Origin of the sequence: Mycobacterium sp. 852002-51057_SCH5723018, from assembly GCF_001667035.1 — a bacterium.
Taxonomy (GTDB): domain Bacteria; phylum Actinomycetota; class Actinomycetes; order Mycobacteriales; family Mycobacteriaceae; genus Mycobacterium.
Map to the genome: position 1 here is coordinate 248855 of NZ_LZIR01000008.1, position 14877 is coordinate 263731.

The window sequence follows — 14877 nt, forward strand, 5'->3', positions numbered from 1 at the left end:
CTTAGCCTTTGAGTAGGTTCGCGTCGTCGACCGAAGCCGATTTGCGGGCACGGAAAATCGTCATGATGATGGCCAGGCCGACGACCACCTCGCAGGCGGCCACCACCATGGTGAAGAACGCGATCATCTGCCCGTCCAGATGGCCGTGCATCCGCGCGAACGTGACGAACGCCAGGTTGACGGCGTTGAGCATCAGCTCGACGCACATGAACATGACGATGGCGTTGCGGCGCAACAGCACACCCGAGGCCCCGATCGTGAACAGCAGCGCCGAAAGGTAGAGGTAGTTGGCCGGATTCACGACGCACCGCCCTTCACAGCCTCGGCGGACCGGGTGTCTCGGGTGTCTCGGGTGTCTTTGCCGTCCGCGCCGCGCAGGCGCAGGATCGGCGACACCGACAACTCCGAGTACGAGCCGTCGGGCAGCAGCGCCGCCACGTCGACCGCGTTGTGTCGCGCGTAGACACCGGGATTAGGCATCGGGGTGGCGTGCCCGCCCGCGCGGAAGCGCTCCTCGGACAGTTCCCGCTGCGTCTTGCGGCGCTCGAAGCGCTCCCGGTGCGCCAGCACCATCGCGCCGACGGCCGCGGTGATCAGCAAGGCGCTGGTGAGCTCGAACGCCCACAGGTATCGCGAAAAGATCAGTGCGGCCAGGCCTTCGACGTTGCCACCGGAGTTGGCGGTGGTCAGTCCCACAAAACCTCCGGTCGCGACGTTACCGATGCCGGCCAGCAGCAGGATGCCGAATCCGAGGCCGGTGACCACCGCCGCGACCCGCTGACCGCGCAGCGTCTCCTTCAGGGACTCCGCGGAGTCGACGCCGATCAGCATCAGCACGAACAGGAACAACATCATCACCGCGCCGGTGTAGACGACAACCTGGACCACACCCAAGAACAGGGCGTCCTGGACCATGTAGAACACCGCCAGGATGATCATCGTCATGGCCAGGAACATGGCCGAGTACACCGCGTTGACCGCCAGCACCACCCCGAGGGCGCCGATCAGCGCCAGCGCGCCCAGCACCCAGAACGTCACCGCTTCACCGGTGGAGGTGCGAACGATGGTGTCTGTAGCCAGATTTGACGCCAGGTTCGAGGCCGCCGGCCCGGTCACCGCGCTTCTCCGGCGCCGGGGGACTCACGCAACCCGTCCGCGGTCACGTTGCCCTCGTAGTAGTCCTTGTCGGTGGCGCCCGGTGCGCGCGGATGCGGTGCCGGGGTCATCTCGGGCAGCAGCGGCGCCAGCAGCCGGTCCTTCTCGTAGATCAGGTCGGCGCGGTTGTCGTCGGCCATCTCGTAGTCGTTGGTCATCGTCAGCGCCCGCGTCGGGCAGGCCTCGATGCACAAACCGCAACCGATGCAACGCAGATAGTTGATCTGGTACACCCGCCCGTAGCGCTCGCCCGGCGAGTACCGCAGCTCCTCGGTGTTGTCGGCGCCCTCGACGTAGATCGCGTCGGCCGGGCAGGCCCAGGCGCACAGCTCGCAGCCGATGCATTTCTCCAGGCCGTCGGGGTACCGGTTGAGTTGGTGCCGGCCGTGGTAGCGCGGCGCCACCGGTCCGGGTTTCTCCGGATAGCCCTCGGTGACCCTCTTTTTGAACATCGAACCGAACGTCACGCCGAAGCCGGCTACGGCGTCGAGAAACTTAGGCACGTGCTTTCTCCTTGCTCGCACCGGCGGCCGGTAGCGGCGGTGTCGGGAATGCGGGCCCGAGGGTTTCGGGGCTCTGCGGCTCGGTGATCTCGTCGCGCCCGCGGCGCAGTTCCCGCTCCATCGCGCGAATACCGGGTGCGGTGAACGGCTTTCGCAGCAGCAGCACAAGCGCCGTGGCCACGACGATGCTGCTGACCACCAGCAGCGGGGTCCAATGCGCATAACCCTGGTTGCGCAACGTGCGGATGACGGCCGCGATGATGATCCACACCAGCGCCATGGGGATCAGCAGCTTCCAGCCCAGCGCCATGAACTGGTCGTAGCGCAGCCGGGGCAGGCTGGCCCGCAGCCACATGTAGATGAACAGGAACGTCCACATCTTCGCGGTGAACCAGAGCACCGGCCACCACCCGACGTTGGCCCCCGGCCACATGTCGATCGGCCAGGGCGCATGCCAGCCGCCGAAGAACATGACCGTTGCGAGCGACGAAACCGTCATCATGTTGACGTACTCGGCCAACATGAACATCGCGAACTTCAGCGACGAGTACTCGGTGTGGAAGCCGGCGACCAACTCGCCCTCGGCCTCGGGCAAATCGAATGGGGCGCGGTTGGTTTCACCCACCATGGAGATCAGGTAGATGATGAACGACGGCAGCAGTAGGAACACGTACCAGACCCGGTCCTGGGCCGCCACGATTCCCGAGGTCGACATGGTGCCGGCGTAGAGGAACACCGACGCGAAGGACAGGCCCATCGCCACCTCGTAGGAGATGACCTGCGCGGTGGAGCGCACCCCACCGAGCAGCGGGTAGGTGGACCCCGACGCCCAGCCGCCCAGCACGATGCCGTAGACCCCGATCGCCGAGAGGCCCAGTATGAACAGGACCGCGACCGGAAGGTCGGTCAGCTGCAAGGGGGTTCGGTGGCCGAACACCGACACCTCCGGGCCGAACGGGATGAACGCGAACGCGGTGAACGCGGGAATCGTCGAAATGACCGGCGCGGCAAAGTAAACGAACCAGTCGACGCCACGCGGGGTGATGCTTTCCTTGAGCGCCAGCTTGATCCCGTCTGCCAGGCTCTGCAGGGCGCCCCATGGGCCCACCCGGTTGGGCCCGGGCCGCAGCTGCATCCAGCCCAGGATCTTGCGCTCGAGCAGGATCGCGATCAATACGTTCAGCATGAGGAACACGAAGATGGCCAGCGCCTTGCCCAGGACCAGCCACCACGTGTCGTGTCCGAAGGCGGCCAACGTGGTGGTCATGACTCCACTCCAATCCGCACGACGCTGCCGATGGCCACACCCAGCTTCCGGTGCACCGCCGAGCCCGGCGAGTTCAACGGAAGCCACACCACCCGGTCGGGCATGTCGGTGATGGTGAGCGGCAGGGTGATCGATCCGCGCGACGTGCTGACGGTGACCCGGTCACCCTCGGCGGCGCCGATCTCTGCGGCGGTGTCGGCCGAGAGCCGGACGACGGGCTCGCGCGCCGTGCCCGCCAAATACGGCTCCCCGTCCTGCATTCGGCCCTCGTCGAGCAGCAACCGCCATCCGGTCAGCACGGCTTGTCCTGTTTCAGGCCCGTTCGCGGCGTCGGCCGCTTCCGTCGTGGCGATCTGCGGACCGGCGGCGCGGTCGCCGTCCCAGGTGCCCAGCCCGGACAGCTCCTTGCGGGCCGCCTCGACGGTGGTGGTGCCCAAGTAGACACCCATTTCGTCGGCCAGCGTGTCGAGCACCCGATGGTCGGACTGGCGGGCCTGCTGGGTGGTGCCGCGCAGCGCGGGCTCGAACCCGCGGTAGCGGCCCTCCCAGTTGACGAAGGCGCCGGACTTCTGCGTCGTCGGCGCGATGGGGAACACCACGTCGGCTCGTTCGGTGACGGCGCTCGGCCGCAGTTCCAGGCTGACGACGAAGCCGGCGGCGTCCAGCGCCGCGTGCACCGCCTCCGGATCGGGGAAGTCGCCGGGTTCGACGCCGCCGACGAGCAGCGCCCCCAGGGATCCGTCGGCCGCGGCGGCCAGGATGCCCTCGGCGTCTCGTCCTGCGGCGGAAGGCAATTCGTCGACGTTCCACGCCGCGGCGACCTGCGTCCGGGCCGCGTCGTCGGCCACGGGGCGCCCACCGGGAAGCAGCGTGGGCAGCGCGCCGGCGTCCAACGCGCCGCGCTCGCCGGCCCGGCGGGGCACCCACGCCAGCCGGGCGCCGGTGGTGTCGGCGAGTCGTGCCGCGGCGGACAACCCGCCCGGCGCCGTGGCCAGGCGTTCCCCGACCATGATGACCGCGCCGGGTTTGCCGAGCAGGTCGCCCAGCTCACCGGTGGCCAGGCCGTCCAGCGCCGAAGCTTCGGCTCCCGGAACGGTTTTGATCAGCCGCCCCGCCATCTTCGTCAGCCCGCGGGTGGCGAAGGGCGCGACCGCGTAGACGGGGACGCGGTGCTTGCGGGCGGCCTTGCGCAACCGCAGGAACACGATCGGCGACTCGTCTTCCGGCTCGAACCCGACCAGCAGCACCACCGGCGCCGATTCGAGGTCGGAGTAGCTGACGGTCACCGGCCGGCCAGCGACGCGCGCCGCCAAGAAGTCGGCCTCCTCGGCCGAGTGCGGGCGGGCGCGGAAGTCTATGTCATTGGTATCCAACACGATTCGCGCGAACTTGCTGTAGGCGTAGGCGTCTTCCCAGGTCACCCGGCCGCCGACCAGCACGCCGGTGCGCCCGCGGGCCGCCTCGAAACCCTGGGCCGCCGCCACCATCGCCGCCGACCACGACGCGGGCACCAGCTGGCCGTCCGCGTCGCGGATCAGTGGGGTGGTGAGGACGTCCTGCTGCGTCGCGTAATTGAAGGCCCACCGGCCCTTGTCGCAGTTCCACTCCTCGTTGACTTCGGGGTCGTCACCGGCCAGCCGGCGCAGCACCTTGCCGCGGCGGTGGTCGGTGCGCTGCGCGCAGCCCGACGCGCAGTGCTCGCACACGCTCGGACTGGAGACCAGGTCGAACGGGCGGGCCCGGAACCGGTACGCGGTCCCGGTCAGCGCGCCCACCGGGCAGATCTGCACCGTGTTGCCCGAAAAGTACGAGTCGAACGGCTCATTGGCGTAGATGCCGACCTGCTGCAGGGCGCCGCGCTCCTGCATGTCGATGAACGGATCGCCGGCGATCTGCTCGGAGAACCGCGTGCAGCGTGCGCACAGGATGCAGCGCTCGCGGTCCAGCAGCACCTGCGACGAGATGTTGATCGGCTTGGCGAAGGTGCGCTTGACGTCGGTGAACCGAGAGTCTCCCCGCCCGTTGGACATTGCCTGGTTCTGCAGCGGGCATTCGCCGCCCTTGTCGCACATCGGGCAGTCCAACGGATGGTTGATCAGCAGCAGCTCCATCACGCCGTGCTGGGCCTTGTCCGCGGCCTCCGAGGTGAGCTGGGTGCGTACCACCATGTCGTCGGTGGCGGCGGTGGTGCACGACGCCATCGGCTTGCGCTGCCCCTCAATTTCGACCAGGCACTGGCGGCACGCGCCCACCGGGTCCAGCAGCGGGTGATCGCAGAACCGGGGGATCTGGACCCCCATCAACTCGGCAGCGCGGATCACCAAAGTGCCCTTGGGAACGCTGATTTCGACGCCGTCGATGGTCAACGTGACCATCTCGGGCTGGCTCACCTGATTCTCGGTGTCAGCCGCCTGAGTCATAGGCGCCGCTCCTTCTCATCGCTTCGCTCTGCATCGTCGCCGGCGCGGGTCATGGGCGCCGCTCCTTCTCATCGCTTCGCTCTGCATCGTCGCCGGCGCGGGTCATGCCTTACCTCCATTGGGTACAAGCATGGAGTCTTTGGGGTCGAACGGGCAGCCGCCGCCTTCGATGTGCGCGACGTACTCGTCGCGGAAGTACTTGATCGACGACATCACCGGGCTGGCGGCGCCGTCGCCCAACGCGCAGAACGACTTTCCGAGGATGGTGTCGGAGATGTCGAGCAGCTTGTCGAGATCTTCCTGGGTGCCCTCGCCGGTTTCCAGCCGCTTGTAGATCTGGGTCAGCCAGTAGGTGCCCTCCCGGCAGGGCGTGCATTTGCCGCACGACTCGTGCTGGTAGAACTCGGTCCAGCGGCGCACGGCACGCACCACACACGTGGTCTCGTCGAAGATTTCCAGCGCCTTGGTGCCCAGCATCGAGCCGGCGGCGCCCACGCCCTCGTAGTCCAGCGGCACGTCGAGATGCTCGTCGGTCAGCAGCGGTGTCGACGACCCGCCGGGCGTCCAGAACTTCAGCCGGTGCCCGGCCCGCACCCCGCCGGCGTAAGCGAGCAACTCGCGCAACGTGATTCCGAGCGGCGCCTCGTACTGGCCCGGCCGGGTGACATGCCCGGACAGCGAATAAAGCGTGAAGCCGGGCGATTTCTCGTTGCCCATCGACCGGAACCACTCGACCCCGTTGAGGATGATCGGCGGGACGCTGGCGATGGTCTCGACGTTGTTGATTACCGTCGGGCAGCCGTAAAGCCCGGCCACCGCGGGGAACGGCGGCCGCAGCCGCGGCTGACCGCGCCGGCCCTCCAGGGAGTCGAGCAGCGCGGTTTCCTCGCCACAGATGTATGCGCCGGCGCCGGCGTGCACCACCAGCTCCAGATCGAAGCCGGAACCGTTGATGTCGCGGCCCAGGTAGCCGGCGGCATAGGCCTCGGCCACCGCGTTCTGCAGGCGGCGCAACACCGGCAGCACCTCCCCGCGCACGTAGATGAACGCATGGTTGGCCCGGATCGCGTAGGCGGCGATGATGACGCCCTCGACCAGCACGTGCGGCGTCGCGAACATCAGCGGAATGTCTTTGCACGTACCGGGTTCCGACTCGTCGGCGTTGACCACCAGGTAATGCGGCTTGGCCGCCGGGCCGGTGTCGCCCTGCGGGATGAACGACCACTTCGTCCCGGTGGAGAAGCCCGCGCCACCGCGGCCGCGCAGCCCGGAGTCTTTGACGGCCCCCATCACCGCGTCCGGCTCCATCCCCAGGGCCTTCTGCATCGCCTGGTAGCCGTCGTGGCGGCGGTAGGTCTCCAGCGTCCACGACTCGGGGTCGTCCCAAAAGCGGCTGATCACCGGTGTCAACGGCGTGGCCTGGGCGGTGGGGGCGGCCATCAGTCGTCCTTCCGGTCCGACGGCGACTGAGGCGCGGGTGGGGCCTCCATCCCGAGTTCGTTCGCTATTCGCAATCCGGCCAACGTCGCCGCGCCCGCGCCGCCCTGGCCCTGGTCCGGCCGCTCGTCGGGCAGCCCGGCCAGGATGCGCGACGTCTCGCGGAAGGCGCACAGCGGCGCACCCCGGCTGGGCTCCTTAGGATTCCCGGCACGCAGGGAGTCGACGAGCTCGCGCGCCGACTCCGGCGTCTGGTTGTCGAAGAATTCCCAGTTGACCATCACGACCGGTGCGTAGTCGCACGCGGCGTTGCATTCGATGTGTTGCAGGGTGACCGACCCGTCGGAGGTGGTCTCGTCGTTGCCGATGCCCAAGTGCTCCTTGAGGGCGTCGAAGATGGCGTCGCCACCCATCACCGCGCACAGCGTGTTCGTGCACACGCCGACCAGGTAGTCGCCGGTGGGCCCGCGGCGATACATCGAGTAAAAGCTTGCCACCGCGGACACTTCGGCACCCGTCAGCCCGAGCTGCTCCCCGCAGAACTCCAAACCCGCGGGCGTCAGGTAGCAGTCCTCGGCCTGCACCAGGTGCAGCAGCGGCAGCAGCGCCGAGCGTTTGCTCGGGTAGCGGCCCATGATCTCTTTCGCGTCGACCTCGAGCCGCGCCCGCACCTCCGGCGGATACGTCTTGGGGGCACCCTCGACGACGAAGGCGTTGGGCTCCCCGGGCGGCGGTCCGAGCCGGATGAACACCGGCTGGCCCTGCGGCCCGGTCATCGGTCCACCCCGCCCATCACCGGGTCGATGCTGGCGACCGCGGCGATCAGGTCGGCCACCATCCCGCCCTCGCACATCGCGGCGACCGCTTGCAGGTTGGTGAAGGACGGATCCCGGTAGTGCACCCGGTAGGGGCGGGTGCCGCCGTCGCTGACCATGTGCACGCCGAGCTCACCGCGGGGCGACTCCACCGCGGTGTAGACCTGGCCCGCCGGAACGCGAATGCCCTCGGTGACGAGCTTGAAATGGTGAATCAGCGCCTCCATCGAGCTGCCCATGATCTTGGCGATGTGCTCGGGCGAGTTGCCCATGCCGTCCGGGCCCACCTTCAGGTCGGCGGGCCACGCGATCTTGCGGTCGGAGACCATCGTCGGGCCCGGCCGCAACTTGTCCAGACACTGCTCCACGATCTTTAGCGACTCCCACATCTCTTTGACGCGAATGATGTAGCGCCCGTAGGCATCACAACCGTCGTCGGTGATCACGTCGAACTCGTAGTTCTCGTAGCCGCAATAGGGCTCGCTCTTGCGCAGGTCGTGCGGCAGCCCGGTGGCACGCAGGATGGGGCCGGTGATGCCCAGCGCCATACACCCGGTCAGGTCCAGGTAGCCCACGCCCTCGGTGCGGGCCTTCCAGATGGCATTCTCGTTGAGCAGCTCGCCCAGTTCGCGCAGCGGCTGCCGCAGCTGCTTGACGGCTTCCGCGATCTCGGTGGCCGCGTTGGGCGGCAGGTCCTGCGCCACGCCGCCGGGCCGGATGTAGCCGTGGTTCATCCGCAGGCCGGTGATCGATTCGAAGACGTTGAGGATGATTTCACGCGCCCGGAATCCGATGAACATCGCGGTCATCGCGCCCAGCTCCATGCCACCGGTGGCCAGCGCGACCAGGTGCGACGAGATCCGGTTGAGCTCCATCAGCAGCACCCGGATGACGTTGACCCGCTCCGGGATCTCGTCGGTGATGCCGAGCAGCTTCTCCACACCCAGGCAGTAGGCGGCCTCGTTGTAAAACGGTGCCAGGTAATCCATTCGGGTCACGAAGGTGACTCCCTGGGTCCAGTAACGGTATTCGAGGTTCTTCTCGATTCCGGTGTGCAGGTAGCCGATTCCGCAGCGGACCTCGGTCACGGTCTCGCCCTCGATCTCGAGGATGAGCCGCAACACGCCGTGGGTGGACGGGTGCTGGGGCCCCATGTTGACGACGATGCGTTCACCGGGATCCGCGTTGCGGGCGGCGTCGACGATCTGGTCCCAGTCCTGGCCGCCGGCGATCAAGACTGTGTCAGGTTCGCTCATCTCGGTTTCGGTCATCTTTGATCTTTTTCCGGCATCAGTTGTAGCCCCTGCGCTCGTCGGGTGGGGGTATCTTGGCGCCCTTGTATTCGACCGGTACCCCGCCCAGCGGGTAGTCCTTGCGCTGCGGATAGCCATGCCAGTCGTCGGGCATCTCGATTCGGGTCAGCGACGGGTGGCCGTCGAAGATGATTCCGAAGAAGTCGTACGTTTCGCGCTCGTGCCAGTCGTTGGTCGGGTAGACCCCGAACAGCGACGGGATGTGCGGATCGCTGTCCGGCGCAGCAACTTCCAGCCGTAGCCGGCGGTTGTGGGTGATTGACTGCAGCGGGTAGACGGCGTGCAGCTCCCGGCCCTTCTCGTGCGGGTAGTGCACCCCGTTGACGCCCAGACACATCTCGAAGCGCAGCTCCGGTTCGTCGCGCAGCCGCTGGGCGACCTGCGGCAGCCGATCGCGGCGGACGTGCAGGGTCAGTTCGTCGCGGTCGACCACGACTTTCTCTATCGCGTCGGTGAATTCGACGCCGTCGCGCTGCAGCGCCTCGGCCAGCCGGTCGGCGATGTCGTCGAAGTAGCCGCCGTAGGGACGTGGGCTGCTGCCCGGCAGGGTGACCTCGCGCACCAGCCGTCCGTATCCGGAGGTGTCGCCGGTGCCGCGGACCCCGAACATGCCGCGGCGCACGTCGATCACCTCTTCGTCGGGGCCAGGGATGGATCCCCCCACTTCGGTGGCCGCCACCTTCGGGTCGTGGTCGGGGGAGCTCATCGCAGCAGTCCGCGCATCTCGATGGTGGGACGGGCCGCCATCGCCGCCTGCTCGGCCTCGGCAATGGCGTGTTCGCGGTTGACGCCCAGCGGCATTTCCTGAATCTTCTCGTGCAGCTTGAGGATTGCGTACAGCAGCATCTCCGGGCGCGGCGGGCAGCCGGGCAGGTAGATGTCCACCGGAACCACGTGGTCGACGCCCTGCACGATCGCGTAGTTGTTGAACATCCCGCCCGACGACGCGCACACGCCCATGGCCAGTACCCATTTCGGCTCGGCCATCTGGTCGTAGATCTGCCGCAGCACCGGGGCCATCTTCTGGCTGACCCGGCCGGCCACGATCATCAGATCCGCCTGCCGCGGTGTCGCCGAGAACCGCTCCATGCCGAACCGCGCGATGTCGAACCTCGGCCCGGCGGTTGCCATCATCTCGATGGCGCAGCAGGCCAGCCCGAACGTCGCGGGCCACAGCGAGTTTTTGCGGACGTAGCCGGCCACCTTTTCGACGGTTGACAGCAGGATGCCACCGGGCAGCTGTTCTTCCAGGCCCACGTTTTACCTCAATCCCAGGTCAGGCCGCCGCGGCGCCACACGTAGGCGTAGGCCACGAAGACCGTGAGCATGAACACCACCATTTCGACCAGCGCGAACGTGCCCAGCGCGTCGTAGCTGACCGCCCAGGGATACAGGAACACGATTTCGATGTCGAACACGATAAATAGCATTGCGGTCAGGTAATACTTCACCGGGAACCGCTGCCCGGCCGTCGCCTTCGGGCCGCTCACCGGCGCTTCGGTCGGCTCGATCCCGCACTCGTAGGCCGCCAGCTTCGACTTGTTGTAACGCTTGGGGCCGACCAGGCTGGCGAGCACCACCGAGCCCACGGCAAAGGCGGCGGCGATCGCGCCTAGCACCAGGATGGGTATGTAGACGTTCAACTCGCTCCAGATCCGTCGTGTGGCCCGCCTTCTCAGGCCGCTGAGCGGCGGCCAGGCGGTGACCGGGCTGCTGTGACGAGCCGGGTCTGTAGCACGTCACAGTGATCTTCAACATAGCGTCGTCGCGGCCGACGCACGTGGCCGGGGTAGCGCTAACCCATAGTTCGGTGTGTGAGATCCGGCACGTCTTTGCCGCGCGGGAAACGCGGCGCCACGACGATGCTGCCTGGGGACGGGGTGTTAGCTCTAGCGAGCGGGGGTGCGCAGCAGCCCGAGCACGGTGCGGCCCAGCACGATGGGGTCGAGCGGGTGGGGCACCGCGGCCTCGGCGCGCGACCAGCTGGCCAGCCAGGCGTCGTCGCGGCGGCCGGTGAGCACCACGATCGGCGGGCAGGTGTCGAGTTCGTCTTTGAGCTGTTTGGCGATTCCCATGCCGCCGGTCGGGGTCGCCTCACCGTCCAGGATGGCCAAATCGATGCCACCCTCGTCCATCGTGCGGATCACCATGGGGCCCGTCGCCACCTCGACGTAGCTGAGCTCCGGCAGGTCGGGGTGCAGACGGGTGCCCAGCGCCCGCATCACGTTCTCGCGGGTTTCGGCGTTGTCGCCGTAGACAAGGATCCGCAGGACGCTGGTGGAGTCGGGCACGCTCAGATGGTACTGGTGCCGCACCGAGTTTACCGGGGCGCCTGAACGAAGACGGCCTGCGCGGCGGCCGTTGCCGTCGCACCGATCATGCCGAACCTGTTCCAGCCCAGACCGAATTGGGATCGATCGACCTTGGTTTCGCCGGAGATCCGAATCGAGCCGTCCTCGAGCTCGGTGACGGCGACGGGCAGGGGCAGCGGCGCGGTGACGCCCTTGATGGTGAAGTTGGCCCGCAGTTCGGCGGCTTTGCCTTTAGGGGGGCCCTCGGTGGGATGCGCCGCGGTGACGACGACGCTGATGTCACCGAAGCGCTCGACGTCGAAGAAGTCGGCTGAGCGCAGGTGCTTGTCGCGGCGTCCGATGCCGGTGTTCAACGACGCGGTCCGGATGTCGAGGCGGCCGAACACCGCGCCGGTGCCGGTGAGCTGCCCGTCGCCGCTGAACTCGGTGAAGCGGCCTTTCACGTTCAGCAGGCCCCAGGCGTTTTTGACCTTGAAGGTCACGGTCGAGCGGTCGGGGACCAGATTCCACACCCCGGCCATGTCCGGATCGGTCAGCAGGGTTTCCAGAGTCGTCATGTCGCCTCTTTCATTCGGCTAGTCGAGCAACGGCGCGATCGCGGCCGGGTCGAAGTACTCGTCGATCCGGTCGATCAGCCCTTCGGCGCCCACCCGGATCACGATGCAGACGCGCGTGGAGATCGATTGGCCGGCATGACCGGTGGCGCGCAGCACGTGCTGCTGGACGAAGCCGCCGTCAAAGAGCTGACGATCGAGGATCTCATAGTGGCGCTCGGTGGTCGTCGTGACGAACCAGTCGATGACCCGCAGCGCGCGACGCTTGTCGTTATCGCGGCGGGCGCCGACCCGCCAGACCGCGATGTCATCGCTCCACAGCCGGTCGACCGCCGCGACGTCGCCCCGCTCGATCGCCGCGAACAGGCGGTCGGCCACGTCCACGATGGCCTCGGCGGTGGTGGCGGGCATGGTCGCTCCTACTCCGATCGCTCGTATCCCGGGTGCGCAACGGCCAACCGGTGTCGCACCAGTGTGCGCAGGCAGGCCAGCACCTCGTCGGCGCGCCCGTCCATCGCGCCGGCCCGGATGGCTCCGGCCAGCCCGTCCTCGTCGGCGAAACCCAAGCCGGCCAGCGCCTCGCGGCACTCCGCTTCGCCCTCGTCGAGCAGTTCGCGCTCGACGATCCGCAACGCGTTGGCGGCCACCCTGGCATGGAAGTTGACCTGTCCGGTGGTCGCCTCGCGGACGTCGGTTTCGAGGAACTCGGCCACCGCGGCCACGAGCTCGGCCGCGACCGGGCGGCCGTAGGAGCCGATCACCGGAGCGCCCCGTCCGATTGCCCGCCTCCTCCTCGCGCCGCTGCGCGGCGCGCATCGTCACCGGGCGCGTCCGATTGCCCGCCTCCTCCTCGCGCCGCTGCGCGGCAAACATCGTCACCGGGCGCGTCCAACAATTCGAGCAGGTCCCACTCGGTCTCGCACACTCGGCGCCCGATGGCCGCCAGCTCCACCGAGCGGAATTGACCGCTCAGGTGCCGCTCCGCCTGGTGCCGGCAGATGACGCCCCACCGCAGCGTGGCCAGCACCAGCCACCAGTGAAACGCCGCCCGATCGACGGTGGTCGCGCTGGCCTCCTCGTAGGCCTGAAGGAAGCTTTCGACGCTGCCGAGGCCGCCGGCGCCCAGGCCGGCAGGGGCGCCGAACCGCCAGGCCCGGATGCAGAACCAGGCCAGGTCTTCGTATGCCTCACCGGCGTGCACCAGCTCCCAGTCGAGGACGGCGGCCAGCTCTGACCCGTCGACGATCAGGTTGCCCATCCGGTAGTCCCCGTGCACCAGGACCGTGGTCGACGGGGGTGGCCGGTGGGCGGCCAGCCAGCGAAACGCCCATTCGAAGGTGGCGGTGGTATCGGCCATCGCGTCGAGGCGCTCGCGCCACTCGTCGAGCTGGTCCCGATGGGCCAGGCCAGGGATCCGCGGGTCGGCCCGGTGGATGGCGGCCAGCGCCTGGGCGCACCGCCGCAGCAGCCTCGTACGCGCCGCGTGCCCATCGGCATTGTCGAGCCGACGTTGGATGCGCCTAACGATGGTCTCGCCCTTGATCTCGTCGCAGATCAGGAACGGGTTGCCCAGCGCGGCAACGGAATCGTCGGCCACCAGGATGCGGGGGACAGGTGCGCCGGCCGCCGCGGCGGCGGCCTGGGCGCGGGCTTCCAGTTCCATCCCGGCATGCACGTCGTCGGGCGGCCCGGTCCGCAGGATCAGCGGCCGGCGTTGCTCGCCGCTGACGGCGTCGAACGCCCATGTGGTGCGGCTGGCACCCCCGGTCAGCGCGCGCAGGTTCTCGATCGCCAAGAATTCAGTGCCGGCGCCGAGCGCCGGGGCCAGCACCGCGGTCAGGCGGTCTTGCAGGTTCACTTCTGGCCGAACTTGAACAGCCGCTGCGCCACACGGCGGATTTGGATCTCCTCGGCGCCCTCGGTGATCCGGTAGCGGCGGTGGTGGCGGTAGATGTGCTCGAACGGCTCGTGACGGCTGTAACCGAGGCCGCCGAAGATCTGCATGGCCCGGTCTGCGGCGTCGCAGACCAGCCGGTTGGCCCGGTAGTTGGCCATCGACACCTTGTCCGATACCTCCATGTGGTGGTCGCGGTCCAGATGCCAGGCCGCGTAGTGCACCAGCAGCCGCACCATCTGGGCCTCGGTCTGCAGCTCGGCCAGGGGCCATTGCACGGCCTGGTTGACCGACAGCGGCTTGCCGAACACCGTTCGCTTGCCGGCGTACTCGGCGGCGCGGTCGATGCAGTACTGCGCCGCACCCAGGCTGCTCGCCGCCTGCCGGATCCGGTTCTCGTGCAAAAAGGTCTGCGCGACCTCCAGGCCGCGGTCCACCTCGCCGAGCACCGCGTCGGTCGGCACTCGCACGTCGGTCAGCTCGACCTCGGCGTGGTCGGTGGGCATGTTGAACGTCCACCAGTAGTAGGGGACGCGGAAGCCGGTCGCGTCGGTCGGCACCAGGAACGCGGTGATACCCAGGGGCGCCCCGGGCTCACCGGAGGTGCGGGCGAAGATCAGGTCGTGGGTGGCGCGGTGCACTCCGGTGTTGAACCGCTTGGCGCCGTTGATCACCCATCCGTCCCCGTCGGGTTCGGCGCGGGTTTCCAGCCAGGTCGCGTCGGAGCCGTGCCGCGGCTCGGTGAGCCCGAACGCCATTGACCGCTCCCCGGTGATCAGCGCCTCCGACCACAGCCGGCGCTGCTCGTCGGTGCCGAAGCGCTCCATCATGATCACCTGCGGAAAATTCCCGACGATCGACGACTCGTTCTGCAGGTCGTTGTGCAGGCCGAGCCCCTTGTGTGCCAGGTGTTCCCGGATGACGGCCATGTCGAGGTTGGTGCCGTCGCGGCCGCCCAGCGCCGCGGGCAAGCCGTAGCGCAGCCAGCCCGCCTTGTCGGCGCGCCTACGCATCTCAGCGAGCAGGTCCTCCCAATCCCGCGACGGGATGCCGTCGTGGTCCCAGTCGGTGCGGGCGTGCTCGCGGCGCTGGTCGAAATACTGGATGTTCTGGGCCTGCAGCGGGGCGATTTCGCGCTCGATGAACTCGTCCATCTCCGCGAGAAGCTCCGGAAGATGTTGCGGCAGAGTGAAATCCACTATTATCT

At 68.1% G+C, this 14877-nt stretch carries 16 protein-coding genes and 1 pseudogene; all 17 read right to left on the minus strand.

Annotated features, from left to right (window positions below):
• Window position 1: 1 nt before the first annotated feature.
• Window positions 2-301 carry an NADH-quinone oxidoreductase subunit NuoK gene (nuoK, locus tag A5764_RS03575; RefSeq protein ID WP_007168303.1) on the minus strand — a complete coding sequence of 100 codons (300 nt, stop codon included), beginning with the start codon at window positions 299-301 and terminating at the stop codon, window positions 2-4.
• Entirely contained in the window at window positions 298-1092 is a 795-nt protein-coding gene (locus A5764_RS03580; protein ID WP_156664478.1) for an NADH-quinone oxidoreductase subunit J, read from the minus strand. The genes nuoK and A5764_RS03580 overlap by 4 nt, the downstream gene beginning before the upstream one ends.
• A 20-nt stretch (window positions 1093-1112) precedes the next feature.
• The gene (gene nuoI / locus A5764_RS03585; protein ID WP_067108589.1) at window positions 1113-1658 is read right to left on the minus strand and encodes an NADH-quinone oxidoreductase subunit NuoI; all 546 of its coding nucleotides are present in this window, start codon (window positions 1656-1658) and stop codon (window positions 1113-1115) included.
• Complete coding sequence (gene nuoH, locus A5764_RS03590; protein WP_197501197.1) at window positions 1651-2913, minus strand: NADH-quinone oxidoreductase subunit NuoH; 1263 nt, start codon at window positions 2911-2913, stop codon at window positions 1651-1653. Before nuoH ends, nuoI begins: the two co-directional genes overlap by 8 nt.
• A gap of 8 nt (window positions 2914-2921) precedes the next feature.
• Window positions 2922-5345, minus strand: a complete 2424-nt coding sequence (locus A5764_RS03595) for an NADH-quinone oxidoreductase subunit G (protein ID WP_067108595.1) — start codon at window positions 5343-5345, stop codon at window positions 2922-2924.
• A gap of 102 nt (window positions 5346-5447) precedes the next feature.
• A complete protein-coding gene (nuoF, locus tag A5764_RS03600; protein ID WP_067108598.1) occupies window positions 5448-6785 on the minus strand; it encodes an NADH-quinone oxidoreductase subunit NuoF in 1338 nt (445 codons plus the stop codon).
• A complete protein-coding gene (gene nuoE, locus A5764_RS03605; protein WP_067108600.1) occupies window positions 6785-7558 on the minus strand; it encodes an NADH-quinone oxidoreductase subunit NuoE in 774 nt (257 codons plus the stop codon). The genes nuoF and nuoE overlap by 1 nt, the downstream gene beginning before the upstream one ends.
• The gene (gene nuoD, locus A5764_RS03610; protein ID WP_067108603.1) at window positions 7555-8868 is read right to left on the minus strand and encodes an NADH dehydrogenase (quinone) subunit D; all 1314 of its coding nucleotides are present in this window, start codon (window positions 8866-8868) and stop codon (window positions 7555-7557) included. Before nuoD ends, nuoE begins: the two co-directional genes overlap by 4 nt.
• Before the next feature lie 19 nt (window positions 8869-8887).
• Window positions 8888-9616: an NADH-quinone oxidoreductase subunit C gene (locus A5764_RS03615; protein ID WP_067108606.1), complete on the minus strand. Its 729-nt coding sequence runs from the start codon at window positions 9614-9616 to the stop codon at window positions 8888-8890.
• A complete protein-coding gene (locus A5764_RS03620; protein ID WP_067108609.1) occupies window positions 9613-10167 on the minus strand; it encodes an NADH-quinone oxidoreductase subunit B family protein in 555 nt (184 codons plus the stop codon). Before A5764_RS03620 ends, A5764_RS03615 begins: the two co-directional genes overlap by 4 nt.
• An 8-nt stretch (window positions 10168-10175) precedes the next feature.
• On the minus strand, window positions 10176-10553 hold the full coding sequence (locus A5764_RS03625; protein ID WP_067108612.1) for an NADH-quinone oxidoreductase subunit A: 378 nt from the start codon (window positions 10551-10553) through the stop codon (window positions 10176-10178).
• 246 nt (window positions 10554-10799) lie between these two features.
• Window positions 10800-11201, minus strand: coding sequence for a response regulator transcription factor (locus A5764_RS03630; protein ID WP_067108795.1), 402 nt, complete (start codon window positions 11199-11201; stop codon window positions 10800-10802).
• Between the two features lie 29 nt (window positions 11202-11230).
• Entirely contained in the window at window positions 11231-11779 is a 549-nt protein-coding gene (locus A5764_RS03635; protein ID WP_067108615.1) for a YceI family protein, read from the minus strand.
• A gap of 18 nt (window positions 11780-11797) precedes the next feature.
• Window positions 11798-12187, minus strand: a complete 390-nt coding sequence (locus A5764_RS03640; RefSeq protein WP_067108618.1) for a nuclear transport factor 2 family protein — start codon at window positions 12185-12187, stop codon at window positions 11798-11800.
• Window positions 12188-12195: 8 nt separating this feature from the next.
• Window positions 12196-12537: a DUF6285 domain-containing protein gene (locus tag A5764_RS29170; protein WP_067108621.1), complete on the minus strand. Its 342-nt coding sequence runs from the start codon at window positions 12535-12537 to the stop codon at window positions 12196-12198.
• Window positions 12538-12662: 125 nt separating this feature from the next.
• Window positions 12663-13634 (minus strand): annotated as a pseudogene (locus A5764_RS03650) (phosphotransferase family protein); the annotation flags it as partial.
• On the minus strand, window positions 13631-14869 hold the full coding sequence (locus A5764_RS03655; RefSeq protein ID WP_067108624.1) for an acyl-CoA dehydrogenase family protein: 1239 nt from the start codon (window positions 14867-14869) through the stop codon (window positions 13631-13633). The gene A5764_RS03655 and the pseudogene A5764_RS03650, both read right to left, overlap by 4 nt.
• Window positions 14870-14877 lie beyond the last annotated feature (8 nt).

Coding starts and splice junctions, on each gene's coding strand:
- A5764_RS03595 (WP_067108595.1), bottom strand. CDS start 5,345: ATGACTCAGGCGGCTGACACCGAGAATCAGGTGAGCCAGCCCGAGATG.
- nuoF (WP_067108598.1), bottom strand. CDS start 6,785: ATGGCCGCCCCCACCGCCCAGGCCACGCCGTTGACACCGGTGATCAGC.
- nuoE (WP_067108600.1), bottom strand. CDS start 7,558: ATGACCGGGCCGCAGGGCCAGCCGGTGTTCATCCGGCTCGGACCGCCG.
- nuoD (WP_067108603.1), bottom strand. CDS start 8,868: ATGACCGAAACCGAGATGAGCGAACCTGACACAGTCTTGATCGCCGGC.
- A5764_RS03615 (WP_067108606.1), bottom strand. CDS start 9,616: ATGAGCTCCCCCGACCACGACCCGAAGGTGGCGGCCACCGAAGTGGGG.
- A5764_RS03635 (WP_067108615.1), bottom strand. CDS start 11,779: ATGACGACTCTGGAAACCCTGCTGACCGATCCGGACATGGCCGGGGTG.
- A5764_RS03640 (WP_067108618.1), bottom strand. CDS start 12,187: ATGCCCGCCACCACCGCCGAGGCCATCGTGGACGTGGCCGACCGCCTG.